Annotated in this window: 23 protein-coding genes and 1 pseudogene; 14 read left to right on the top strand and 10 right to left on the bottom strand. The window is 49.6% G+C overall.

Annotated elements, in window-relative coordinates:
- Positions 1–82: 82 nt before the first annotated feature.
- The 6 genes from FDX09_RS04855 to FDX09_RS04830 are packed head-to-tail and all read left to right on the top strand — an operon-like array spanning position 83 to position 8,334.
- Positions 83–1,027 (top strand): lysine-N-methylase, encoded by a 945-nt coding sequence (locus FDX09_RS04855; protein ID WP_137346869.1) that lies wholly within the window; start codon positions 83–85, stop codon positions 1,025–1,027.
- A gap of 56 nt (positions 1,028–1,083) precedes the next feature.
- Positions 1,084–3,645 (top strand): glycosyltransferase, encoded by a 2,562-nt coding sequence (locus FDX09_RS04850; RefSeq protein WP_137346868.1) that lies wholly within the window; start codon positions 1,084–1,086, stop codon positions 3,643–3,645.
- 31 nt (positions 3,646–3,676) lie between these two features.
- Complete coding sequence (locus tag FDX09_RS04845; RefSeq protein WP_087856490.1) at positions 3,677–4,753, top strand: glycosyltransferase; 1,077 nt, start codon at positions 3,677–3,679, stop codon at positions 4,751–4,753.
- Entirely contained in the window at positions 4,750–5,865 is a 1,116-nt protein-coding gene (locus FDX09_RS04840) for a DegT/DnrJ/EryC1/StrS family aminotransferase (RefSeq protein WP_038637606.1), read from the top strand. Before FDX09_RS04845 ends, FDX09_RS04840 begins: the two co-directional genes overlap by 4 nt.
- Positions 5,862–7,130 carry an ATP-grasp domain-containing protein gene (locus tag FDX09_RS04835; RefSeq protein WP_137346867.1) on the top strand — a complete coding sequence of 423 codons (1,269 nt, stop codon included), beginning with the start codon at positions 5,862–5,864 and terminating at the stop codon, positions 7,128–7,130. Before FDX09_RS04840 ends, FDX09_RS04835 begins: the two co-directional genes overlap by 4 nt.
- Position 7,131: 1 nt before the next feature.
- Positions 7,132–8,334: a sulfatase-like hydrolase/transferase gene (locus tag FDX09_RS04830; protein ID WP_137346866.1), complete on the top strand. Its 1,203-nt coding sequence runs from the start codon at positions 7,132–7,134 to the stop codon at positions 8,332–8,334.
- A gap of 17 nt (positions 8,335–8,351) precedes the next feature.
- Here FDX09_RS04830 and FDX09_RS04825 read toward each other — a convergent pair whose 3' ends face one another.
- The 8 genes and pseudogenes from FDX09_RS04825 to FDX09_RS04790 all read right to left on the bottom strand — a co-directional run bounded on the left by FDX09_RS04825 (position 8,352) and on the right by FDX09_RS04790 (position 15,279).
- Positions 8,352–8,747 carry an adenylyltransferase/cytidyltransferase family protein gene (locus FDX09_RS04825; protein ID WP_038637597.1) on the bottom strand — a complete coding sequence of 132 codons (396 nt, stop codon included), beginning with the start codon at positions 8,745–8,747 and terminating at the stop codon, positions 8,352–8,354.
- Positions 8,744–9,187 (bottom strand): flagellar export protein FliJ, encoded by a 444-nt coding sequence (fliJ, locus tag FDX09_RS04820; RefSeq protein ID WP_087856494.1) that lies wholly within the window; start codon positions 9,185–9,187, stop codon positions 8,744–8,746. Before fliJ ends, FDX09_RS04825 begins: the two co-directional genes overlap by 4 nt.
- Positions 9,188–9,189: 2 nt before the next feature.
- Positions 9,190–10,530 (bottom strand): flagellar protein export ATPase FliI, encoded by a 1,341-nt coding sequence (gene fliI, locus FDX09_RS04815; protein ID WP_038637588.1) that lies wholly within the window; start codon positions 10,528–10,530, stop codon positions 9,190–9,192.
- On the bottom strand, positions 10,523–11,233 hold the full coding sequence (gene fliH / locus FDX09_RS04810) for a flagellar assembly protein FliH (protein WP_038637585.1): 711 nt from the start codon (positions 11,231–11,233) through the stop codon (positions 10,523–10,525). The genes fliI and fliH overlap by 8 nt, the downstream gene beginning before the upstream one ends.
- Before the next feature lie 3 nt (positions 11,234–11,236).
- A complete protein-coding gene (locus tag FDX09_RS04805; RefSeq protein ID WP_038637583.1) occupies positions 11,237–12,253 on the bottom strand; it encodes a flagellar motor switch protein FliG in 1,017 nt (338 codons plus the stop codon).
- Positions 12,231–13,887 (bottom strand): annotated as a pseudogene (gene fliF / locus FDX09_RS04800) (flagellar basal-body MS-ring/collar protein FliF). The gene FDX09_RS04805 and the pseudogene fliF overlap by 23 nt, the downstream one beginning before the upstream one ends.
- Positions 13,888–13,891: 4 nt before the next feature.
- Entirely contained in the window at positions 13,892–14,245 is a 354-nt protein-coding gene (locus FDX09_RS04795; protein WP_038637576.1) for a flagellar hook-basal body complex protein FliE, read from the bottom strand.
- Positions 14,246–14,292: 47 nt separating this feature from the next.
- A complete protein-coding gene (locus tag FDX09_RS04790) occupies positions 14,293–15,279 on the bottom strand; it encodes a sigma-54 dependent transcriptional regulator (RefSeq protein WP_137346865.1) in 987 nt (328 codons plus the stop codon).
- 593 nt (positions 15,280–15,872) lie between these two features.
- On the opposite strand from FDX09_RS04790, the gene FDX09_RS04785 reads away from it, so the two are divergent.
- Genes FDX09_RS04785 through flhA form a run of 7 tightly spaced genes read left to right on the top strand, consistent with a single transcriptional unit; the run spans position 15,873 to position 22,130 of the window.
- Complete coding sequence (locus tag FDX09_RS04785; protein ID WP_137346864.1) at positions 15,873–16,736, top strand: FliM/FliN family flagellar motor switch protein; 864 nt, start codon at positions 15,873–15,875, stop codon at positions 16,734–16,736.
- Positions 16,729–17,100, top strand: a complete 372-nt coding sequence (locus FDX09_RS04780) for a FliM/FliN family flagellar motor switch protein (RefSeq protein WP_003838856.1) — start codon at positions 16,729–16,731, stop codon at positions 17,098–17,100. The genes FDX09_RS04785 and FDX09_RS04780 overlap by 8 nt, the downstream gene beginning before the upstream one ends.
- Positions 17,097–17,855: a flagellar type III secretion system pore protein FliP gene (fliP, locus tag FDX09_RS04775; protein WP_038637565.1), complete on the top strand. Its 759-nt coding sequence runs from the start codon at positions 17,097–17,099 to the stop codon at positions 17,853–17,855. The genes FDX09_RS04780 and fliP overlap by 4 nt, the downstream gene beginning before the upstream one ends.
- 12 nt (positions 17,856–17,867) lie before the next feature.
- Entirely contained in the window at positions 17,868–18,140 is a 273-nt protein-coding gene (locus tag FDX09_RS04770) for a flagellar biosynthetic protein FliQ (protein ID WP_038637561.1), read from the top strand.
- 1 nt (position 18,141) lies between these two features.
- On the top strand, positions 18,142–18,924 hold the full coding sequence (locus FDX09_RS04765) for a flagellar biosynthetic protein FliR (RefSeq protein WP_038637559.1): 783 nt from the start codon (positions 18,142–18,144) through the stop codon (positions 18,922–18,924).
- Positions 18,914–20,053: a flagellar biosynthesis protein FlhB gene (gene flhB, locus FDX09_RS04760; RefSeq protein WP_137346863.1), complete on the top strand. Its 1,140-nt coding sequence runs from the start codon at positions 18,914–18,916 to the stop codon at positions 20,051–20,053. The genes FDX09_RS04765 and flhB overlap by 11 nt, the downstream gene beginning before the upstream one ends.
- The gene (gene flhA / locus FDX09_RS04755) at positions 20,037–22,130 is read left to right on the top strand and encodes a flagellar biosynthesis protein FlhA (RefSeq protein ID WP_038637552.1); all 2,094 of its coding nucleotides are present in this window, start codon (positions 20,037–20,039) and stop codon (positions 22,128–22,130) included. The genes flhB and flhA overlap by 17 nt, the downstream gene beginning before the upstream one ends.
- A gap of 36 nt (positions 22,131–22,166) precedes the next feature.
- Here the strand turns inward: flhA and FDX09_RS04750 are convergent, their stop codons facing one another.
- The gene (locus FDX09_RS04750) at positions 22,167–22,928 is read right to left on the bottom strand and encodes a C40 family peptidase (protein WP_121528619.1); all 762 of its coding nucleotides are present in this window, start codon (positions 22,926–22,928) and stop codon (positions 22,167–22,169) included.
- A gap of 349 nt (positions 22,929–23,277) precedes the next feature.
- On the opposite strand from FDX09_RS04750, the gene dpaA reads away from it, so the two are divergent.
- Positions 23,278–24,018: a peptidoglycan meso-diaminopimelic acid protein amidase gene (gene dpaA, locus FDX09_RS04745; RefSeq protein ID WP_038637546.1), complete on the top strand. Its 741-nt coding sequence runs from the start codon at positions 23,278–23,280 to the stop codon at positions 24,016–24,018.
- Here dpaA and FDX09_RS04740 read toward each other — a convergent pair.
- Positions 23,989–24,756 carry a class II glutamine amidotransferase gene (locus tag FDX09_RS04740; protein ID WP_137346862.1) on the bottom strand — a complete coding sequence of 256 codons (768 nt, stop codon included), beginning with the start codon at positions 24,754–24,756 and terminating at the stop codon, positions 23,989–23,991. The genes dpaA and FDX09_RS04740 overlap by 30 nt on opposite strands.
- Positions 24,757–24,811: the final 55 nt, after the last annotated feature.

Raw genomic sequence — 24,811 nt, 5'->3', positions numbered from 1 at the left:
ATATAAATACAATTAAAATTCAGGCATGGATATTGCACTGTTATAGCCAGATTTTGAACATTGGGATTACTGAGAACACATTATGAGTATGATTGATTGTTACGAGCCTGACTTTGTCCGGTTGTTTTTATCCCACCATCCGGATTCCGCTTTACTGGTCAACGTGCGCTGGAAAACGGAAGTTCGTCAGAGTCTGGTCTTAACCGATCCGGCCAGCTGCCAGGCTGCATTAGGCGATCCCAATGCCTTTGTCTTGCATCATTCAAAATGTGCGGCCGCCCCTGACAGCCCGACGTTATCCCCACGCGCTCAGGTATTGAATCAATCTGCTCTGAATACCATTACCCTGCCAGGCTTGTCACCGGAGCTGCGCCTCTATGCGCTGGGCATCATGCTCTCTTTTTGTGAGAAATGCCCAGACAGTAGCGACGAGACGCTGGAAAAGCTGGCTTCGCTACCGCAGGTGCTGGCTGACCATGCGCAAAGTGGAAAACTGCAGGAGCAATTCGCACAACTGCCCAGTCTGCCCCAGTTGCAGCGGGAAATGATCACCCAAATGGGCAACTGCGATTTCAATTGGGAACTGTTGCCGGAAAGCGCGCGTAAGCTGACCTTGCCCCTGCAGGTAAGCCTGCTGATGCTGCAAGATGCTAACAGTGAAGCCTTGCTCCAACAGCAATTGCATGATCAGTGGTTAATGACCTGGGAGCGCTATTTCGCGCAGGATGCCTGGATTTTCAGTAACTATCTGATTTATCGCCTTTATCACGATACCTTCCCGCAGCATGACGATGAAAGCGCGCTCCAGCGTTTCTTCTGGCTGGTCGCTGACGTCTTTATGATTCGTACACTGTTTTGCCTGTGGACACTGGACGGTTCCGCATTAAGCCACGACGAAATTTATGCCCTTTTCGCGCTGTTTGAAGCGTGGCGCAATAGCGAGCATGCCATCTCGCTGCGCCAGCATATTGTGAACATATTGCCGGGAGACCCTCTGCTCTCGGCGTTTTCCCTGATTACACGTTAGCACCTGTTGACCGGGTGAATGCCCGGTCCTTTTTCGAACCGCGAATACACATCACCATGCCTGAAACCTCTAAAGCTCGTTCCGCCCTGACCGGCATTGTCAAAACGCTGGAAACTGGCCGTGAAAAACCGTTTGTCAGCGTCATTACCCCAACGTGGAACCGCGCCGCTTTCTTACCCTATTTACTGTATATGTTCCGCTACCAGGATTACCCTGCCGACCGCCGGGAGCTGGTGATCCTCGATGATTCCCCGCAAAGCCATCAGTCGGTCATTGACAGGCTGACGCAGAATCACCCGGAGAAATTTAATATTCGTTATATCTATCATCCGGAAAAACTGACGCTGGGCAGAAAGCGGAATATGCTCAATGCGCTGGCGTTAGGTGAATATATTCTGTGTATGGATGACGATGACTATTATCCGGCGGATAAGATCTCTTATACCATCGACATGATGCAACGTCATCGGGCGTTGATTTCGGGTTCCGATCAAATCCCCATCTGGTATAGCCATATCAACCGCTTGTTTAAAAGCCGCAGCTTTGGCCCGCAAAACATTCTCAACGGCACCTTTTGCTACCATCGCAATTATTTGAAAAAGCACCGTTACGATGATGAATGTAACTTAGGCGAAGAAGAAGGATTCACCAATCAATTCACCGTGAATCCACTTCAATTGCCGGGCGAGCGCACCATCATTTGTATCTCGCATAGCCAAAATACGTTCGATAAAGACTTTGTATTGGGAAGCAGCGAGCCGCAGGAAACCACGCTGGCACAGGCGGTTACCGACCCAATGCTAAAAAACTGGTATCAAAGCCTGCATAACGCCACGCATCATCAACCGATCCGCTGGGATTACATTGATCAGGTGGTGATCGTGAATCTGGATTCGCGCCCGGATCGTTTAGCGCACATCCAGCAAGAGCTGTCGTTTCTTAATTTTCCCGCGGAAAAAGTTACCCGACTGGCCGCATCAGTAGCAACCAATGGCCAGATTGGTCGCCGTCAGTCCCATATGCAGGCGCTGCAACTGGCGCAGCGTCAGGGCTGGAAAAACTACCTGTTACTTGAAGATGACAGCGTGATCCTCAAGCAGGAAAAGCATATTCGGGTACTCAATTCGCTCCTGAGCGCGTTACCTAATTTTCCGTGGGAAGTGGTCATCCTCGGCGGAGAAATTAAGCAAGGCAGCGAACTGAAAAGCCTGCAGGGCATGATCCATGCCCGCGACTGCAATAAAGTTTGCGCCTATCTGGTAAACAGCCGTTATTACCCGACGCTGGCTCAGCAAATGGAGCATGACCTCTCCGACACCCTCGAAGGGCAATGGCAACCGCTGCTACGTGAAGGAAAATGGCTCTCGTGTTATCCGAGCATTTGTTATCAGCGTGCGGGATATAGCGATATCGAAAAGAAAGAAACCGATAACATCGGCTACTACTTCAATAAAATTAATAAAAAACCCGAGACCGTCAACGCGCTGGTAAGCAACTCGCAACCGTCGACTTCCACTCATATCGATGCCATTGGCTTCTATATGGAAACATCGCTGCATTACACGGTGTACCGCCCCATTATTAGCGCGCTTCAGGCGATGGGCCATTCTTGCTCGTTGTTGGTGAGTGACAAAATACACAAGTCGTTTCTGGATGAAATGACAGCGACGATTAAAACCATTAACGACTCCGCGCTGGGCGGAACACGCCTTTCTACGGTCATTGAGCAACGCCAGCGTTTCAAATGCCTGGTAAGCCCCTACTACACACCGTTGCTAAACGGGCTGGCGGATACCCATGTGCGTGCCATGTATGGCCTGGCGAAAGAAGAGTGGAACCATGCCTGGTGGAACGCTTTTTATCATCGCATCCTGTGCTACAGCCACTATAGCCAGCACGCGCTTGATATTGGCGGTAGTGCAAAAGTGGTCGGCAATCCCCGCTTCGATGAGTGGCACAACCACACTTTTGATAACACGTTGCCAAACAGTCTGAAGCTCAATGCGAAAAAACAGACCATTCTGTATGCCCCTACCTATGGCGCGCTAAGCTCGCTGCCCCATTGGGCGGAACAGCTCGGTCGCTTAAGTCATGAATATAATATCGTCACAAAATTGCATCATGGCACCCTTCACAGACCGGAGGAAACCGCCTCTCTGGCGCTGGCGCAGCGCTATTTAAAGAACAGACTCGACGACCCACAGCATCTGCTGGCGCTTATTGCACAAGCAGATTACATCCTGACGGACAGCAGCGGCTTTATTTTTGACGCTATTCATATGAATAAACGCGTCATTTTACTGAGCTGGCCAGGTATGGCTTCGCTATTGGATGGACAACAAAGTTTCTCTACCCCTGACAGTGCCGATCAACGTATCCGTGACATTCTCCCGGTGGCTCAGGACATACAGGCGTTACGCAACGCGCTCTCCGACGCGTTTGATTGGGCTGCGCTGGAAACGCCGTTAGCTGAGATTCGCCGCCACTATTGTGATGCATTTATGGATGGACAGGCGGGGAAACGGGCAGCTCAGGAAATCGTAAGCCTCATCGAGGCGTCGCCCCAACAACACAGCAATACGTTGCTGATAAGCCTGCAACAGAAGTTATTTAGTTGATAACACAGTAATTGTCGCCAGAGATGAATCTATGCCAACGCCTTTAGTGAGTATTATCGTCACCAGTTATAATCACGATGCTTTCCTTGAAGAGGCGCTGGATAGCGTCTTTAACCAGACGTGGAAAAATATCGAAGTGATCATCGTCGATGATGCGTCTACCGATCGGTCTGTTGATATCATTAAAAAATATCAACGGAAATATAATTGCAAAACGATCCTACGCGAAACTAACTATTATTCGCAGAAAAATAAAATTGGTGATAAACCGATCATCGAGGCAATGAATATGGCCTCGGGTAAATATATTGCTGTCGTCGACTCTGATGATCTTATCGTCCGCACCAAAATCTCCCATCAGGTTAATATTCTCGAGAAAAATCCACATTGCGTCATGTGCTATAGCGCCATTGAGGTCATCATGCCTGATGGCTCGCGTTTTCCCTACAGCGATATATTCCTTGATGGCGATGTTTTTCATCACCTTCTGGTATCAGGCAATCTCAGTCTTTATATCGGATCGTTAATCCGCCGCGAGGCGTATCTGAAGATAGAGCGCTCCGATCCTGAACTGGTACAGGAAGACTGGGATATGTTTCTGAAACTTTCCCGCCAGGGGCATTTTATTTCATCCCGACGTTTAGTGGCTTACTACCGTCGCCATGACAACAACACCTGGTACAGAAAAGATAACAGCAAATTAATGTACCAAAACCGGATGATGATCCTTAATCAGTGGAAACATGAAGAGGCCTGGGTAGACGCGATGAACAGCCGCTGGAAGCAGTATGCTCATCCCGACCATACGCTGATCAAAGAAGATATTGACGAACTGTTGCTTAAACAGCCAACCGACCCCTTGCTACATTTCCAGGGTTTTATCGTGGCCATTCACCATAAAGACGTCAGCAAAGCACAATATCATATTGTTCAGGCCATCATCTATTGTGATAGTCGCCTGGAAATATTACCTCAATTATATTTTGCCGCGTTAAAAAGTATTACTGATAAGAAGATCAGAAGCACGCTCCTTACCAGTCTGAAAACCAGACTGCCAGAACACTATCAACAGATTAGTGAAAAATTCCCTCAGGACCCTCAGCAATGAAACAAGCAGATCATAACCTTATTACGGTCACCAAACCTTTCTTACCTCCACTCGAGGAGTTTATGCCGTATCTGCAAGAGATTTGGTCAAGTAAGCAGTTAACCAATAATGGCGTCATGCATCAACTGTTAGAGGAAAGGTTAGCGTCTTACTTGAACGTTCCTTATATCTCACTGTTTTGTAATGCGACTATCGCGTTAATTGCCGCAATGCAAACGCTGAGAATTAAAGGCGAGGTCATTACCACCCCTTATTCTTTTGTTGCCACGACTCATAGCATTCTCTGGAACCAATTAACGCCAGTATTTGTTGATATTGAACCACACAGCTTTAATATCAACCCGCACCTGATTGAGTCGGCCATTACCCCGAAAACAGGGTTAATTATGCCGGTGCATGTCTACGGCCAAAGCTGTAACACTACTGAAATAGAAAAAATTTCCAATAATTATGGTATTCCCGTCATTTATGATGCGGCACATGCTTTTGCTGTAGAAGATTGCGGCGGAAGCATTCTACGTCATGGCGATCTTTCGGTCCTCAGCTTCCATGCAACAAAAGTGTTCAATACTTTTGAGGGTGGCGCCATCGTCAGTTACGATAAAAAAACAAAACAACGGATCGATTACCTGAAAAACTTTGGTATTGCTGACGAGTTAACCGTTGTCGCGCCAGGCATCAATGGCAAAATGAATGAAATCCAGTCGGCTTTTGGTCTCTTGCAATTAAATTATATTGATGAGGCGATAGCCAGGCGCCAAAAAATCGATCGCTGTTATCGAGAGCAACTCGCCAACACGCAAGGGATCGTTATTCCTGACAGCAATGCCAATCTTAAGAGTAACTACAGTTATTTCCCAATCCTGGTGCGCCCCGACTATAAAATGTCGCGAGATGCGTTATACGATCATCTCAAAAAACATAACATTTTAACGCGGCGTTATTTCTACCCGTTGCTGTCGAATCTTAACATGTACAAAAACATGTCTGGTGCCAATAAAGAGACGCTGCCCGTGGCGAACCAAATCGCCGAACAGGTGCTGTGTCTGCCGATTTATCCTGATATGACCCCCGAAGAACTCAGCACTATTATTGAGCTCATAACAGCATGATCAATGTACTTATCTTCCCTGCAGGGACCGAAATTGGCAGAGAAATTTACCTGTCTCTTCGATACGAAAAAAACGTAAATCTGGTTTTAGCCGGGGCGGATTACGATAGCCATGCCCGACATTACACCAGCGAGTACCATATCGTACCTGACGTTACGCATTGCAATTGGTTACCCACATTGCAGGCATTAGTGCTGCAAGAAAAAATTGATTACATTTTCCCGGCACATGATGAAGCCCTTCTTGCCTTATCTGAAAACCGGGGCGCGCTTTCTGCCACGGTACTCTGCCCATCGCAAGAAACCTGCCAGATTACGCGTTTTAAAAGTAAAACATATCAGGCTCTCACACATTCAATTCCCACCCCGCAGATCTTTAACGACGTTACTGAGATAAAGCAATGGCCCGTTTTTGTTAAACCAGATCGCGGTCAGGGCGCGCAGGGAGCAGCGCGTGTTGATACCCCAGCCATGCTGGCATCATTACAGGCAGAAAGAGATGATCTGATTGTTTGCGAATATTTAAGTGGGGAAGAGTTTACGGTTGATTGTTTTTCCGATCGCGCTCAGGGATTACTGTTTTGCCAACCTCGCATACGCTCACGTATACGTGCCGGTATTGCAATGACCTCAACCTTAGTGAGTCTGCCGGAAGTGGACGCTTACGCTCGCGCTATTTCGCAGCAATTGCAGCTCTACGGCGCATGGTTTTTTCAGTTGAAGCGTTCTGCCTCAGGTACTTTGACATTACTGGAAGTCGCGCCGCGTATTGCAGGCACAATGGCGCTTAATCGTGCTAATGGCGTTAATTTCGCCATGCTGACGTTGTACGAAAGTATGCGGGTAAACGTCAAATTGCACCCGCTCAGTAAAAACCTGCAAATTACACGTAGCTTAACGAATCACTATACGCATAATTTCACGTTTCGACATGTCTACATCGACTACGATGATACCGTCGTCATCAAAGATAAACTCTGCGTGCCTGTCTTCACTTTTCTCTGCCAATGTCTTAATCGCGGGATAAAAATTCATCTCATTACGCGTCATGCCGGTGACATTTATGCTGAACTGGCGAAACGGCGGATTAACAATTTCTTTGACACCATTACCCACTTAGGTAAAAACGATAAGAAAAGTGATTATATTGACGAGGCCGACGCCATATTTATCGACGACAGTTTCTCTGAACGACAGGAAGTTAATTCGGTCACCGGACTTCCTGTCTTCGACATCAGCATGCTCGAACTATTAATATGTGAATAACATGAAGAAAAATATTATATTTTTGCATCTCGAAAGTCTCAATCACACGATCTTTAACAATCGCCAGTGGTTTCCTTTTACGAATAAAATTTATAACCAGTCGCTACGACTTAATAATTTCATTTCTACTGCCACCTCCTCACTGATGGCATTTAGCGATCTCTTGCATGGTGATGACAATACGTTAGAACATAACATCCATCTCGAAGAAAACATCTCCATCCATCGTCACGGCCCCGCGCTTTTCGACGTTTTAAAGCAGCACGGATACACCGCTGCTGGTATGGGGTATCCCAAAAACTGGGCAAATGTGGATACCATCTGGAGTGAGACGGATACTTTTAATTGGTATGACAGCGCGAAAATAATGCAGGCTGAAATGCAGCAGGTCATTTCCCGCCCGGAGCCCTTCGCGCTCTATCTGTGGAACCTCAGTAGTCATCTGTGTTATTACGATGATATCAAAAGAGGGGGCAGTAACAGCCTCGAACGCTGGCAGCGTGGCTACCAAAGTATGGATTTAATGGTCGGTCAAACCATTAAAATGTTGATGGAAAACAAAAAGCTTGATAATACAATGATTATCGCCTTTGGCGATCATGGCGATGACTTTTGGGGGCACGGATTTAATGGCGGTTATACGCATGGTATTGAACCCTACACGCCATTAGTTCATACCCCAGCATTTATTTTCTGTCCAGGCATGAAAGCCGTTGATTTAAACCATATGGTCAGTATGGTCGATATCTACAATACAGTACTGACCTTACTTGATATAACGCCTGCTGAAGGTATTGAAAAACAAGCTTTCGCATTAACGCCACAACGCCGTTTTTGTTACAGTCGTAATCTATTTGCACAACAGAAAAGTCAGCATGGCGGAAGTCCACTCAAGAAAGGGTATGCCATCACTTCCGAACACTTTCACTTAATGAAGGTCGATAATCAGCTAAAGATGTTTTTATGGAAGGCTGACCCGGCAAATCATTTTGATATATTACCCTTAATTAAATATAAGAAATCAGGAGAAGCTTACCTTGATCTTGATAAAGCACATCGGCAACGTACTGGCGGCATTCATCCGCATATGCAGCATTTTTTCTCAGCCGACATGGTACCGTTGATTGTGCAACATATTGATGATATGAAATTACAGCTGGATGTGTGGATAAAAAATAAAAACAAGATGAAACCGGAAGAATAACCCAGTCCACGAATTTTTTATTTGTATCCCTTCACCACCTCAATAATCGAGGTGGTGGATATCGATGGTGTTCTGGGAAAATAGACCACTTCGCACAGGTACGACAAACTATCAAAGCGTCCGGCCCAGTCATCGCCCATCACCAGCGTATCAGCGTTAAACTGGCGAATATAATCTGCTTTTTTCTCCAGCGACTCTTCGAGAAACACGCTGTCCACGCATTTCAACCCGGCAACAATCCCCATGCGATCGCTTTGGCTATAAACCGGCATCCGGCCTTTTTTATGCATATTTAGCGCATCTGAGGAGACGCCGACAATCAGCCGCTCACCCAACTGCCCGGCGCGTTCAAGAATACGCAGATGCCCAATATGAAAAACATCAAATGTGCCGAAAGTAATGATCGTTTTCATACCAGTCCCAGCGTCTTCTGTCTTAGCCAACATTGCGCGGCGATTTCATCTACGGCTTTTTGCTCTTTTACCTGCGCCTCATTGCTCAGCGCGTAACGCTTATCTGCCAACGTCATGGCGACAATTTTCTCTTCACAAGCCGCGGCGACCAGATTTTTTTGAATACGCTGCTCTTTGATTTTAGCCAGCGTTTTTTCCTGTTCCTGCCAGGCAATCACCGTGCGTAGCGTGCCTTTGTATCCGGTCACGTTTTTGAGTGATTCAACCGAAGGCGCCTCAACGCCGGTGCTGGTTTTTTGAATAAGGTAACCCAGCGCTTTGATGTTATTGTCAAAGCCGGTACAGACCTGCTGCTGTTTAGCCAACTGGACCGTCATGTCTTTGACTGATTTATCCCGCAGGCGCTGCAACTGCGCCAGGGTATCAATAATTTGCCGCATGATTATTTACCTTCCGTTTTCTTTGCCTGGGGGAAAAGGGCCTGTAAACGACTTTGCACCAGTTCAAGTGACGCGGGTTCACTTACCTCCTGACGCAGGAAACGCTCAATGGCGGGGAACACTTTGACGGCTTTATCAACGCTGGGATCGGCTCCGGCAACATAGCCCCCCAACGGGATCAGCGGCTTAATTTCCATATAGGCGGCATAGTTTTGTTTCAGCAGACGGGCCGATTGCTGATGCTCGTAGGGCGTAACCTGGGTCATGCATCGACTGATCGACTGCCCAATATCAATGGCTGGATAATGCCCGGCTTCCGCCAGCTTACGGGTCAGTACGATATGCCCATCCAACACCGCGCGCGCGCAGTCAACGATTGGATCCTGTTGGTCGTCCCCTTCCGCCAGCACCGTGTAAATGGCGGTCATTGATCCTTCACTTTCACTGTTGCCGGCGCTTTCCACAAGCTTAGGGATCATACCGAACGCCGAGGGCGGATAGCCTTTCGTCGCCGGAGGTTCTCCCAATGACAACGCGATCTCGCGCTGCGCCATGGCATAACGGGTTAACGAATCCACCAGCAATAAAACGTGATGCCCACGATCGCGAAACCAGGCGGCGATAGAGTGGCACAGCTCGGTGGCTTTCAAACGCATCAACGGCGACTCATCCGCCGGAGCCGCCACGATAATGGATTTTGCCAACCCTTCCGCGCCCAGCGAGTGATCGATAAACTCTTTCACCTCGCGGCCACGCTCGCCAATTAACCCCACCACCACGATGTCGGCCTTGGTCTGGCGGGTAATCATCCCCAGCAGCACACTTTTTCCCACGCCGCTGCCAGCCATCAACCCCACGCGCTGGCCTTTGCCGATAGTTAATAACCCGTTGATTGCTTTCACACCAACATCCAGCGGTTGGTTCACCGACCGACGCGTAAGGGGGTTGATAGACGGCGCCTGAGGTGGCAGCACGTCATTGCCGGTCAGACGGCCTTTAGCATCCAGCGGTTCGCCCAGGCCATTGACCACCCGCCCCAGCCAGCTTTCGCTGATCAGGATCTCCTGGGCTTTTTCTTCGGGGAATACGCGCGCCCCCGCCATCAGTCCGACGGGGTGTTTGAAGGGCATCAGGTAGGTGATATCACGATTAAATCCCACCGCCTGCGCGTCGATCAGCGTATGGTTTGCGCTTTCAACACGGCACAATTGGCCGGTTACCAACGGGCAGCCCACGCTCTCCAGCAAAATGCCGTTCACGCGAACCAGTCGCCCGGCAACCCGGGCTAAAGGAATCGACTCAATAGAACGCAGCGCGTTGTCGAAGCTGGAAAGATCACTCACCCGTCGGCTCCGGCAGCAGCGACTCTTTAAGAGCCGACATACATTGCTCGAGGCGATGCTCGCAGCCAATATCCAGCTCGGATTTATCGGTAATCACCCGACACTCGCCCGCCTGTAGATCGGGAGAGGGAGTCAGTCCCCAGGCAGTGACCTTCTCAGGCGCGACATCTTTGATGCGGTTAAATTCTTCGTTACTTAGCAGCACCTGTAGCGACTCAGGCATCGCCGGAAAGGCCGAAATTGCCTCTTCGACCAGCGATAATAGCTGCGTCGGTTGCAGCGCCAGCTCACAGCGAATCACCTGGCGGGTCACCTTTTCAACCAGCTGCAACAGGTCTTCCCGCTGTTTACGCTGGACGTGCGCCAGATAGTCATTCACTTTGCCGGAGATAGCCTCCAGCGGCTGGGCGGCGCGTTCAAACTGCTTGCGCCCTTCCTGCTGTCCGGCCAGGCTGCCTTCAGTGTATCCCTGACGACGACCTTCATCGTGCCCCTTCTGATGACCTTCCTGAAAACCCTGCTCCTGGCCTTCGGTCATCCCCTGCTCAAAACCTTTTTGCAGCCCTTCCTGGAAGCCGTCCATCAGTTGGCGCTGATAATCCGCCGGAGTAATCCCCGGCGTGAGCTGTTCAGCCTGTAGATGGCGCTGGCGAGGAGGAAAACGATGCAGCCGGTAACGACCACGAATGGTTTCAATCGCCATAGGTTACTCCGCCGTCTGTTCAGCAAACAGCTGTAGCTGTATTTCACCCGCTTCCTCAAGTTCGCGGGCAATTCCCATGATTTCACGGCGTATCTGCTCAATACGGCTCACCGGAACCGGACCAAGACGTGAGGTTATCGCCTCCAGTTGTTGTACCTGACGCTTAGGCATCACGGCATAAATCGAACGGCGTAACAGCGCTTCAGTACCTTTCAGCGCCACCGCCCAATCTTCCATCGGTACTTCGTCCAGCAGACGACGACGCACTTCGTCAGTTTGGCGGCTCAGAATAAAGAAGTCGTACATTTCATCCTGCAACTGTTCGAGCACATTTTCATCGCGTTCGCGCAGCTGATCGAGAATCACCTGTTGATTTCCCTGGAAGCGGTTCACGATATCCGCAGCCTGCTTGATCCCTTTCACTTTCGAGCCATGTTCAGAAAGCACCGACAGCCCACGCTCGATCAAACGATCCAGCTCATCCACCACGTCCCTGTTCACATCGTTCAGTTTAGCTACGCGATAGAGGATCTCGTTTTGCACTGACTCATTCATGTAAGACAGTACCGTGGCCGAGATTTCTGGCGTCAGGAAGGCAAGAAATACGGCCTGTAGCTGCAAATGCTCTTCTGAGATCAGTATCGCCAACTGGCGCGGCTCCACCCACTGTAAACGCGCCATCCGCGAACGGATCTCATCGCCATAAATACCGTTGATCACGCTGCTGGCGATTTCTGTGCCCAGCGCTTTATTGAGGATCCCTTGCAGCATGGAACGCGATGCGCCGTTGATACCGCTTTGTTCGCGGAATTCATCAAAAAAGTTATTGATCACTTTTTTAGCTATGCTGGTTTTTACCCCAGACAGACGCGCCATGTTTTCACTCAGGCGAACCACCTCTTCGCGGCTGAGTTTTTGCATCACCGTGGCTGCCGCCTCCTCGCCCAGACACAGCAATAAAATTGCGGCCTGTTCCAGATAGCTATTGTTGCTGCCGTTATTTATTGTCAATTCGCTCATTGCTGGTAATCCATTGTCTGAGAACTTCAGCTACGCGATCGGTGTCGCTCATCGCCAGTTTTTGCAGGAACTCCAGCTTCACTTCCAGACCGGAGCTCTGCGAAGGCAGGCTATCGTCACCAGGGAAAGAAGGCAGTTCGATATTTTTACGTTCATCTTCAGCGGCCGCAAAATGGGGTTTGTCCGCAGGAATCGCGATCGGTGCGGCGTCCAGCGCCAGCTCTGGCGCCGACGTCCGGCGACGTTCGGCGGTCAACCGTTTCATGACCGGGCGAACAACAAACAGCAGCAACAGCAGAGCCAACAGACCGCAGCCAATCAGACGCACCCAGGCCAGAATGTCGTCATCCTTCCAAAAGGGGACCACCGGCTCGACGGGGATCGACTGCGGCACAAAATTAAGCAGCGATAAAGACAGATTGTCGCCACGCCTGGCATCAATCCCGGCGGCGTTATTCAACAGCGCCGTCAATTGCGTGGTTTGCTCCGGTTTCCAGTTCTTCAACGCAGGCGCGCTCTGGTTAAGTACCACAGCCACATTTAAACGTTTAATGTCGAAACCGGGATGCTGGATATGTTCAACGCTACGGTCCCAGGAGTAGTCGCGTTTGTTCTCGCTATGCTTTGACAACGCAGCGGGCTGGTTAGATTCCTCTGGCGCGCTTCCATTGGCGCCATTCGTCACTTGATTTGCCGCCACTGGAGGACGATTACTCAGCGAGCCGGGGATCCCCATGGCGATTTGGCTGGTATCGCTATCGAGTACCGTCTCTTCACGGTTAACTTTTGGCGTGTCGCCGTAATGCTCCTGGGTTTCGTCGATATTGCTCAGATCGAGATCCGGCATCACGCTCACCCGGTAGTTGCCAGTGCCGACCAGCGAGTCGAGAACATTTGCGAGGCTGGCGCGGGTCTTATCCTGAATATCTTTGAGGATCTGGTCGCGCTTACGCGTCGCCGCAGAAACCGCTTCACCCGCGCCAATACCGTCGGACAATAAATTCCCCGCCTGGTCGACAACGCTGACCTGCGAAGCTTTCAAATCAGGCACGCTGCCGGACACCAGGTGCACGATAGCATTCACCTGGTCCAGATCCAGCTTGCTGCCATAATGCAGACGCACCACCACCGAGGCGCTGTTTTGCGGTTCGTCGCTGACGACAAAGGAACTCTCTTCATTCAGCGCCAGATGCACTCGGGCGCTCTCGACGGCGTCCAGCGTCATGATGCTCTGCGCCAGTTCGCCTTCCAGACTCCGCTTGTAGCGAACGTTTTGCACAAACTGACTGGCGCCCAGCACTTCATCTTTATCCATCAGTTCATAGCCGCTGGGCAGCATGGCCTGAACGCCTTTCGCCGCCAGCGTCATTCGCGTTTTGGACAAGTCCTCTTCCGGAACCAGAATTTGTCCGCTTTGCGGATCGATCCGGTATTCCAGCTTTTCACCATCCAGCACGGTGACGATCTGCGAAACCGGGATATTCTCCTGGCTACCGTACAGCGAAACATAGCCGTGGTTGCCATTCCATAGCCGCAACAGCCGCTGCTGCCAGTAACGCCAGACGTTTATTACCATCCAGCCTGAAAGAGAAGGATGGTAAAAACTGAGTAACTTTTTTTATTAGTTCATTCATAGCGTTAGACTGACATGCTCATCAGGTCATTGAATCCGGAAGCGACTTTATTGCGTACCTGCACCAGCGCGGAAAACGATAACGATGCCTGCTGGCTGGCGATCATCGCCCCCGCCAGGTCGTCGCTTTTCCCCATCTCAATGGCCGTTTGTTTTTGTTCCGCAACCTGCTGGAACCGATCAACATGATTCAGCGCCCCTTGCATAACGCGGTCGAACGAAACCGGAGATGATGCCTGCTGGGCGTTAACCTGCATCGGTGAAAGGACGGGCGCTTGCGCGACCGCTTTCATCTGCTGCATGTCCTGCATCATTTGCGTCTGCATCGTACTGGCTGGGGCTATCGTATTTATGCTCATGACCTACTCTTAAAATTAGAAAAGCGTTCTCGGTACCACAGACTGATTCAGGAAAAGATCTCTATTCCCTGTTTTCGCATTGATGCCAGACGATAACGAAGCGCACGTGGGGTGATTCCTAATAAATCAGCGATTTTGGTTTTATTACCCTGATATTTGCGCATCAGGTCAGCGATATATTGATACTGCGCGCTACGACCATGCTGGCCCAGATTGGCGCTGGTGGTGATTTGCGCGCTGGGTTTAGGTTGCCATTGCGGCTCGCTCCAGGAATCGGACTCAATAGATGGCAGACCTAACGTATCTGGATAAATAACGCCATCACGATTAAGGATCATTCCTCGTTGAATCGCGTTCTCCAGTTGGCGTACGTTACCCGGCCACGCATAGCTGAGTAATGCCCGGCGTGACGATTCAGAAAGCTTGATATTTTTTACCAGCACCGTGGAGTATTTTTTAATAAAGGATTCCGCCAATGGGATAATATCTTCCATACGCTCGCGCAAGGGCGGCATCGTCAACGGAATCACTGACATGCGATAATAGAGATCTTCTCTGAAGCGTCCTGCCGCAACCTCTTCTTCAAGGTTTTTATTGGTGCAGGCAATTAAACGAAAATTTAATTTGATGAGACGGTTACTGCCTAAACGCTCAACCTGTTGTTCCTGTAATACGCGCAGTATCTTGGCCTGTAGCGCCAACGGCATATCACCGATCTCATCCAGCAACAATGTACCGTTATTAGCTAATTCCATCTTTCCCGGTACGGTGGCCACTGCCCCGGTAAACGCCCCTTTATCATAACCAAAGAGCGTGGCTTCCAGCATATTTTCAGGAATAGCAGCGCAATTCACACCGATATAAGGCGCCGACGCCTCCTGTGCAAATGCAATCGAGTGGATAAATTTGGCGATACATTCTTTACCCGTACCGGTTTCGCCATGGATAAGTACTGGAACATTAAAAGCAGCAATACGTCTTGCCATTGAAAAAACGTTAATGCTGGAGACTGCTTCGGCAATAAGTTCAAACATGATTATTTACACTTAGAAGTAAAGTTAACATCCGTTACGAGAAATATACAAATCATTCCAAAGCACAATCATCGAATAATAGATATCACCCGTGCCATGTCTTAATCCCATCCTTGCTCATGTTTTACCGCCCTTTCACAGGGCAGCCCTATCGGAGACTATTTTCAAATAGGGTTTTTCCTAAAAAAATACTATCACCGGTATCATTAACAATCTTAAATTAAAAGATAATAAAAATATTATTCCTTGAAAAACAATCAACTACAAAAAAATCCGCATGAAAAACAGACAACAAGATAACCCTACGCAGCAACAGACTGTAGGCGGGCAACATCACGGATATGTAATTAATTATTTTTTAATTATAGTTCATCACCATTAATAACTTGCAGAAGGGAGGGGTAAAATATCTAATATCCAGCCCTGGATCAGTGAAGAGCCCAGGTACTGCATTTCATATCTAATGGACTTCAACACTATGAGAATAGCGTCAAGGATGAGTAATAAATTAAATGGATTTGTATTTTCTTTGATAACCGCGGGATTTGATATCAACTCATCCGCCCCAGAAATTACAGCTGAGAAAGCGTACCATGCTGAAATATAGTCAAACGCCCGGAATCTTTAAACTTGAAGGAAACCGGCTTGGACGTCCATATCATCGTCTGCCGACTATGTTTACGGGAAGTTTTGATACAATTGAATCACATCTTGGAAACTATTTCCTGAAAAAACACCGCACAAATATAACACTAAAAAAAATACAGTGTGAGATGGATATTATCAATAAAAGTGCGGAGTTATTAGTTTCTCAGGTTGGGCATCTGGCCTTTGATATCGACCGCGCATTATTGTTAATGTTATTAGGTAACTTTTATGGTCTGGCATCATCTCTCGCCGACGAGAAGTCGCAGGATGATTTACCAACCAAAACGGAAATCCGCTTGCGAAGCAGACTGGCGCAGGATATTTGCAATATCATTTTTAATAAAAATATATCTGGTATTCCACTGACGCTCAAACCCGACAGCAGCACCATACAAACCCACTGGGCTTATCAGCTTACATTTGTATTAGGTGATGATGAGAATTGCAGTTTCCGCATCTTACTGGACGATTCGCATACCGATTATATTCTGAATTTGATTCGCCGTAGCGAGCATGGAGAGAAAAAAAAGCAGATTGATAAAGCCAGCGCTGAAACGCGTAAAAAAACGCTGATCAAAGAAATCATTCATACGCTGCCGCTAACCATGAACGTGAAGATTGCAGAAATTCCTCTGAATGTTGCCGACCTGACGACGATTAAACCCGGCGATATTTTACCGATTGCGATGTCTGATACTTTCCCTGTTTATATCGGGAAATCCGAATTATTTAATGCCCTGATCGTAGAGGATAAAGACAAACTGTTTTTGTCCGAATTAACGAGCAAGACGGAGAAATCCTATGAGTAAGCCAGAAGATATTTTAGAGCAAGGCTTCGAGTTAGCCCCCGAAGCAACTACGCCACCCGCGCCGTCTGTCACTGAAAAGCTGGTAGCGCGTTTAGAAGACCGTTTTTCCGAGTCGATGTCATTACTCAAACGTATTCCAGTCACGCTAACGCTGGAAGTCTCCTCCGTGGAGGTGATGCTGGCCGATCTGCTAAACATTGATGATGACACCGTCATCGAGATGGATAAACTCGCCGGTGAACCGCTGGATATTAAGGTCAATAATATCCTGCTAGGTAAGGCTGAAGTGGTTGTGGTCAACGAAAAATATGGCCTGCGCGTCCTTGAATTCAACACGCATGAAATTAACGACCTGGCACCATGAAACGCGCGCCAACACTCACGCTCTTACTGGGTATCTCGTTACTCATCCTTTCTCCCTTTGCCTGCGCGCAAGGGGGAGATATCCCGTTGCTGAATGTGGTTTCACACGGAAATAGCCAGGAATACAGCGTAAAAATCCAGGTCCTGATCCTGATGACCCTGGTGGGTATTCTGCCTACCCTGGTGCTGATGATGACCTGTTTTACCCGTTTTATTATTGTTCTTTCCCTGCTGCGTCAGGCATTAGGGCTGCAGCAAACGCCGCCGAACCGCATACTGATTGGCATTGCCCTGTCGTTAACCATGCTGGTGATGCGCCCAATCTGGATCAACATTTACGATCATGCCGTAGTCCCTTTTGAAAACGATCAAATCACGCTCCCCGACGCCCTGAGTACAGCCGCTTCGCCATTGAAACGTTTTATGTTGGCGCAAACCAATAAAAAAGCAATTGCGCAGATAATGACGATCGCCAACGCGAAAGGGAATGCAGTCGATCAGGATCTTTCTATTATCGTTCCCGCCTATGTGCTAAGCGAACTCAAAACCGCCTTCCAGATAGGTTTTATGATTTACATTCCGTTCCTCGTGATCGATCTGATCGTCGCCAGCGTACTGATGGCGATGGGGATGATGATGCTGTCACCGCTGATCGTTTCGCTGCCCTTTAAGCTGATGCTGTTTGTGCTTATTGATGGCTGGGCGCTGACCGTTGGTACGCTGACCTCCAGCATTCGCGGTCTGGGACTGGGCTAACGGAGAGCTGACATGCTAACCATTGATGTAGCCGCAGACATCGTCGCCAGCGGTATAAAAGTCGTGATCATTTTAGTCTGCGTGTTAGTCGTTCCCAGCCTGCTGGTCGGTATGTTGGTCAGCATTTTTCAGGCTGTGACGCAGATTAACGAACAAACGCTTAGTTTTTTACCCAGGCTGATCGTCACCCTCGCGGTATTGGGTATTTGCGGAAAATGGATGATCGTCCAGTTGAGCGATCTCTGCGTGCATCTGTTCTCTCAGGCCGCCATTCTGGTGCACTGACATGCGCGAAACAGATATTACACAGTTAAGTAATCTGATACTGGGCATGTGGTTTCCCTTCGTGCGCATTATGGCGTTTATTCACTACGCGCCGGTACTGGATAATGCCGCGCTGACTATACGTATACGCATTATTTTGTCCCTGGCGTTGGCCTTTATCATTACGCCGCTTATCCCCCACCCGGTACCCACCAGCCTGCTGTCGATCAACAGCATTATTTTGACCGCAGAGCAGTTTCTGTGGGGAATGCTTTTCGGCCTGATGCTGCAGTTTTTATTTTTAGCGCTACAACTGGCGGGCCAAATTCTCTCTTTTAATATGGGGATGAGCATGGCGGTGATGAACGACCCCAGCAGCGGCGCGTCAACGACGGTGCTGGCGGAAATGATCAACATCTACGCGGTGATACTGTTTTTTGCCATGGACGGGCATCTGCTGCTGGTGAGTATTTTATTTAAAGGCTTTACTTACTGGCCGATTGGCAATGCGTTGCATCCGCAATCTCTGCGCACGATTTCTCTGGCGCTGGGCTGGGTATTCGCCGCCGCCACGCTGCTGGCGCTGCCGACGACCTTTATCATGCTGATTGTTCAGGGCTGCTTTGGTCTGCTAAACCGTATTGCACCACCGCTCAACCTGTACTCATTAGGTTTTCCCATCAACATGCTGGCGGGTCTGTTCTGCTTTGCAACCCTGCTTTACAACCTGCCCGACCACTATTTGCACCTGGCGAATTTCGTCTTACAGCAGCTTGACGCGTTGAAGGGACACTATGGCGGATAGCAGTAGCGAAGAAAAAACAGAAAAACCCTCGGCGCAAAAACTTCGCAAGGCCAGACAAGAGGGACAAATACCGCGTTCAAAAGATATGGGGCTTGCCGCCAGTCTGTTTGCCGCATTTATGGTGATCTCCAGCAGCTTTCCCTGGTACGAAGATTTCGTGCGCGAAAGCTTTACCAGCGTGCATCAGTACGCGCAGAACATTAATGACCCGGACATCATCGGTCAGTTCCTTGAACACCATCTGCTGATTCTGGGGAAATTCATCCTGACGCTGTTACCCATGCCGGTTGCCGCGCTATTTGCCTCACTGGTTCCGGGAGGCTGGCTATTCCTGCCGAAAAAAATATTGCCGGACTTTAGCAAATTAAGCCCGATCAAAGGGATTGGTCGCCTGTTTTCCACCGACCATCTGGTGGATACCGGCAAGATGACGCTCAAAGCGATAGTGCTGCTGGTGATGCTATGGATCAGCGTACGCAATAACGTTGCCGAATTTCTCGGCTTACAAGAGCTTCATTTCAAACAGGCCGTCAGCGATGGTCTGGCGCTGTACAGCAGCATCATGCGCAACTTTGTCATCCTGTTTGTTTTCTTTGCGTTGATCGATGTCCCTCTGGCGAAAAAAATGTTCACCAAAGGGCTGAAAATGACGAAACAGGAAGTGAAGGAAGAGTATAAAAATCAGGAAGGTAAACCCGAGGTTAAGGCCAGAATTCGTCGCCTGCAACGGCAAATGGCGATGGGGCAAATTCGTAAAGTTGTGCCAAAAGCCGATGTGGTAATCACCAACCCAACCCACTATGCCGTGGCGCTACAATACGACCAGTCACGCGCCGCCGCGCCTTTCGTGGTTGCCAAAGGCACCGATGAAATCGCGCTGTATATCCGGCAGGTAGCGGCAGAAAGCAATATTGAAGTCGTTGAGTTTCCTAAGCTGGCACGCTCCGTTTATTACACCACCCAGGTGAATCAACAGATCCCATTTCAACTGTATCGGGCGATTGCACACGTCCTGACCTATGTACTGCAAATGAAGCACTGGCGTGACGGTTCACAAGCACGTCCTTCGCTGAACAGACATATTTCCATTCCAAAAGAGGTTCTTAAACTGGATGCCGAAAACAACTAAACAATTCCTGGCGCTGCTGCGTAACGGTAACATCGGCATTCCGCTGGTTATACTGTGTATCCTGGCCATGGTGATCCTGCCGTTACCACCGGCCCTGCTGGATATTCTGTTCACCTTTAACATCGTGCTGGCGGTAATGGTGCTGTTAGTGGCCGTTTCTGCAAAACGCCCGCTCGAATTCAGCTTGTTCCCGACCATTCTGCTGATCACCACCCTGATGCGATTGACGCTGAACGTGGCGTCAACGCGCGTGGTATTACTGCACGGTCACATGGGCGCAGGCGCTGCCGGTAAGGTGATTGAGTCCTTCGGTCAGGTGGTGATCGGCGGTAACTTTGTCGTTGGTTTCGTGGTGTTCATCATTCTGATGATCATTAACTTTATCGTGGTGACCAAAGGCGCGGAGCGTATCTCCGAAGTTTCTGCTCGTTTTACGCTTGACGCCATGCCCGGTAAGCAGATGGCGATCGACGCCGATCTGAATGCAGGACTGATTAATCAGGCGCAGGCGCAAGCGCGACGTAAAGACGTGGCGGGCGAAGCGGATTTCTATGGCGCGATGGATGGTGCGTCAAAGTTTGTGCGCGGCGATGCCATCGCCGGGATGATGATCCTGGCTATCAACCTGATCGGCGGCGTCTGTATCGGGATCTTTAAATACGATTTAAGCGCCGAAGCCGCATTCCAGCAATACGTACTGATGACCATCGGTGACGGTCTGGTCGCCCAGATCCCTTCTCTGCTGTTGTCGACAGCGGCAGCGATCATCGTCACTCGCGTAAGCGACAGCGGCGATATTGCCACAGACGTGCGTAGCCAACTACTGGCCAGCCCCTCGGTGCTGTATACCGCCACCAGCATTATGTTTGTGTTGGCTGTGGTGCCGGGGATGCCGCATTTCCCCTTCCTGATTTTCAGCGCCCTGCTGGGATTCACCGCCTGGCGCATGAGCAAGCGCCCCAAGGTTGCGGAGACCGAAGAGAAAAATCTCGAAACGCTGACCAAAACCATCGCAGAAACCACCGAGCAGCAGGTCAGTTGGGAAACCATCCCTTTAATTGAACCTATCAGCCTGAGTCTGGGATACAAGCTGGTGTCGTTGGTCGATAAATCCAAAGGGAATCCGCTCACTCAGCGTATTCGCGGTGTGCGGCAGGTGATCTCAGACAGCAACGGCGTGTTGTTACCGGAAATTCGCATTCGCGAAAACTTCCGCCTCAAACCGACCCAGTACGCGATTTTTATCAATGGGATCAAGGCCGATGAGGCCGACATTCCCGCAGATAAGCTGATGGCGCTGCCCTCCAGTGAAACCTATGGCGAGATCGACGGTGTTTTAGGCCACGATCCGGCCTACGGTATGCCGGTCACCTGGATTGTTCCGGCGCAAAAAGCTAAAGCGTTAAATATGGGGTATCAGGTTATCGATAGCGCCAGCGTTATTGCGACGCATGTGAATAAGATCATTCGCAACTATATTCCAGAGCTGTTTAATTACGATGACATTACGCAGTTGCATAACCGTCTCTCTTCTATGGCGCCGCGTCTGGCGGAAGATTTGAGCGCAGCGCTGAATTACAGCCAACTGTTGAAAGTGTACCGGGCGCTGCTTATCGAAGGCGTGTCATTGCGCGATATCGTCACCATAGCCACCGTGCTGGTCGCCAGTAGCGCTGTGACCAAAGATCATATTCTGTTAACGGCGGATGTGCGTCTGGCGCTACGTCGCAGCATTACCCATCCGTTTGTGCGTAAAGATGAGCTGGCGGTATATACGCTGAATAGTGACCTGGAGAATCTGCTGGCGAATGTGGTGAACCAGGCTCAGCAAAGTGGAAAAGTGGTGCTGGATAGCGTGCCGGTCGATCCCAATATGCTGAATCAGTTTCAGACCAATATGCCGCAGATAAAAGAGCAGATGAAAGCGGCGGGGAAAGAACCCGTGCTGCTGGTTGCGCCGCAGTTACGTCCTCTGCTCGCGCGCTATGCGCGCCTGTTTGCCCCGGGCCTACAGGTGTTGTCTTATAACGAAGTTCCGGATGAGCTTGAATTAAAGATCATGGGGGCGTTGAGTTAACGCCTGGCGAGGCGGTGTAATTGCACCGCCTTTTGATTACAGAATCGTATTTTCCGTAAGAATACGACGGGCGCCAAGATAATGATCCTGCCAGAAGTCATCGGATAAATTGCTCACCCGAATGGTTTCTCCCGTCCGCGGTGATTCAATAAATTGCCCCTGCCCCAAATAGACGCCCATATGATCGGCAATATCCCGGCTGTGAATATGAAAGAACACTAAATCACCACGGCGAAGATCGCGGTTAGAGACAATCGTTGCCCGTCGGTAGTGATACATTTCATTCGCCGTACGGGGCAATTTTGCCGCCAGGATTTTGTTGTAGGCATAAAAAATCAGCCCGCTACAGTCAAACCCTTCATCCGGACTGGTACCGCCCCACAAGTAAGGTTTGCCTAACTGCTGCTCAAGTCGGTGGATAGCCACTTCGGTGATATTGTGCAGATGATCGCTACTGAGAAAATGGTCATTCTCAGCCAGTTCTTGCCAGCGATGGTCGCTGGCTTTTAGCGGGCCCGGGAACCACTCAGGGTGCTGCTTAATCAGCGCCCGGTTCTGCTGGCGCAGCGCGCGTTTACTTTCTGCGTTGCCTTCCACGACGTAGCTTGCCTGTTTTTTTACCTGTGCGTGATACAGTTTCAGTAGCCGGGCGCGGTTACGCATACGTAATTGCGCCGCATAGCTTAACTGGGCGTCAGATAAGTGGGGCTGAACTTTGGCGACAGACGGTAATGACAGCACAACACACAAAGACAGCAGGCCCGGCAAGAAGCAACGGGGTGCAGAGACAAAAAGCATGAAAAGAAGAATACCTGGTCAAACACGTTCGCCGCAGTCTAGCGCTATTGCCCGTCATTCCTGTTTAATATTCGATTATTAAATAATTAATATTTTAAATTCAACACATTAGGCATTCTTTATTAATAAGACGAAATGCAGAGGGGTGGTCAGCAAAATAGGCCCGTGTCTGACAGCCTTTAAGCGCAATTTTTCGTATAAAGAAAAACTAAAGTGTAAACGCCGCACGAGAGACTTGCGAAAAACTCTCTTGGTGCTAATGTGAGCGCTCCAGATCCAGATTTATCCGATTTGGGGACTCTTTTTGCCGTCCTGGCGTGTGTAATCGTTTTATCAAGGAATAAGCAGTATGCGTAAAATCGCATTTTTTCTTGCGATGCTTTTATTGCCGTGCGTTTCATTTGCTGGTTTGCTGAGCAGCAGCAGCCCGACCACGCCTGTCAGCAAAGAATATAAGCAGCAGTTAATGGGCTCCCCTGTCTATATCCAGATCTTCAAAGAAGAGCGAACGCTTGATCTGTACGTCAAGATGGGCGAACAGTATCAATTGCTCGACAGTTATAAGATCTGCAATTATTCCGGCGGCTTAGGGCCGAAACAGCGTCAGGGTGATTTCAAAAGCCCGGAAGGTTTTTACAGCGTACAACGCGGACAGCTCAAACCGGATAGCCGCTTCTATAAAGCGATTAACATCGGTTTCCCTAACGCCTACGACCGTGCACACGGTTATGAAGGTAAATACCTGATGATCCACGGCGCCTGCGTTTCCGTCGGCTGCTATGCGATGACCGACAACGGTATTGATGAGATTTTCCAGTTTGTCACCGGCGCTCTGGTGTTCGGGCAATCCAGCGTACAGGTTAGCATTTACCCGTTCCGCATGACCGATGCCAATATGCAGCGCCATAAGTTTTCGTATTACAAAGATTTCTGGGCCCAGTTAAAGCCAGGATACGATTACTTTGAACAAACGCGTAAGCCACCGACCGTTTCCGTCGTCGATGGCCGTTACGTTATCAGCAAGCCGTTGAGTCACGAAGTCGTTCAACCGCAGCTGGCATCAAACTACTCGCTCCCCGAGACAAAATAATGCCCATTCGCCTGGCATAATCTTTTGCCAGGTTTCATTGCCGGTTAACGGCTGAGTGGCAATCACGGTGACCACATCATTGGGTGTGGTCTCTGAGCTAAAATCAATTTCCACATCCTGATCCAGCAGTGTCGCTACGCCAAATGGCGCTCGACGGGTGATCCAAAACAGGTTGGTCGAGCAGAAAGCCATCACATAACGACCGTCAGACAACAGCATGTTGAAGACGCCCTTCTCCCCCAGTTCTCCTGCCAGCACCGCGATATATTTAAACACCGCTGTCATATTACCTGGCGTGCGCGGATAACGCTCTGTCAGCTTGTGCAGCAGCCAGCAGAAGGCTTTTTCGCTGTCAGTTTCACCGACCGGGCGGAAATTACCGGTCTCCAGCGATTTATAACCGCTGAGCTGCCCGTTATGGGCATACGTCCAGTTACGTCCCCATAGTTCACGGGTAAATGGATGGGTATTTTCCAGCGCCACTTCCCCACGATTCGCCTGACGAATGTGGGCAATCACGGAACAGGATTTGATGGGATAGTCTTGTACCAGTTTGGCGATAGGCGAATTAAAGCTGGGTTGCGGATCTTTAAACGTACGGCAACCCTTACCCTCATAAAACGTAATACCCCAGCCGTCTTTGTGCGGCCCGGTCCCTCCGCCGCGCTGAACCAGCCCGGTGAAGCTAAAGCAGATATCGGTTGGCACATTGGCGCTCATCCCGAGCAGTTCGCACATACATCACCTACCTTAAAACCGTGAACTGCCTGATGGCGCTGCGCTTATCAGGCCT

The organism is Citrobacter sp. wls717 (assembly GCF_005280955.1).
Taxonomy (GTDB): domain Bacteria; phylum Pseudomonadota; class Gammaproteobacteria; order Enterobacterales; family Enterobacteriaceae; genus Citrobacter; species Citrobacter werkmanii.
This window is presented reverse-complemented; position numbering and strand designations above follow the sequence as displayed.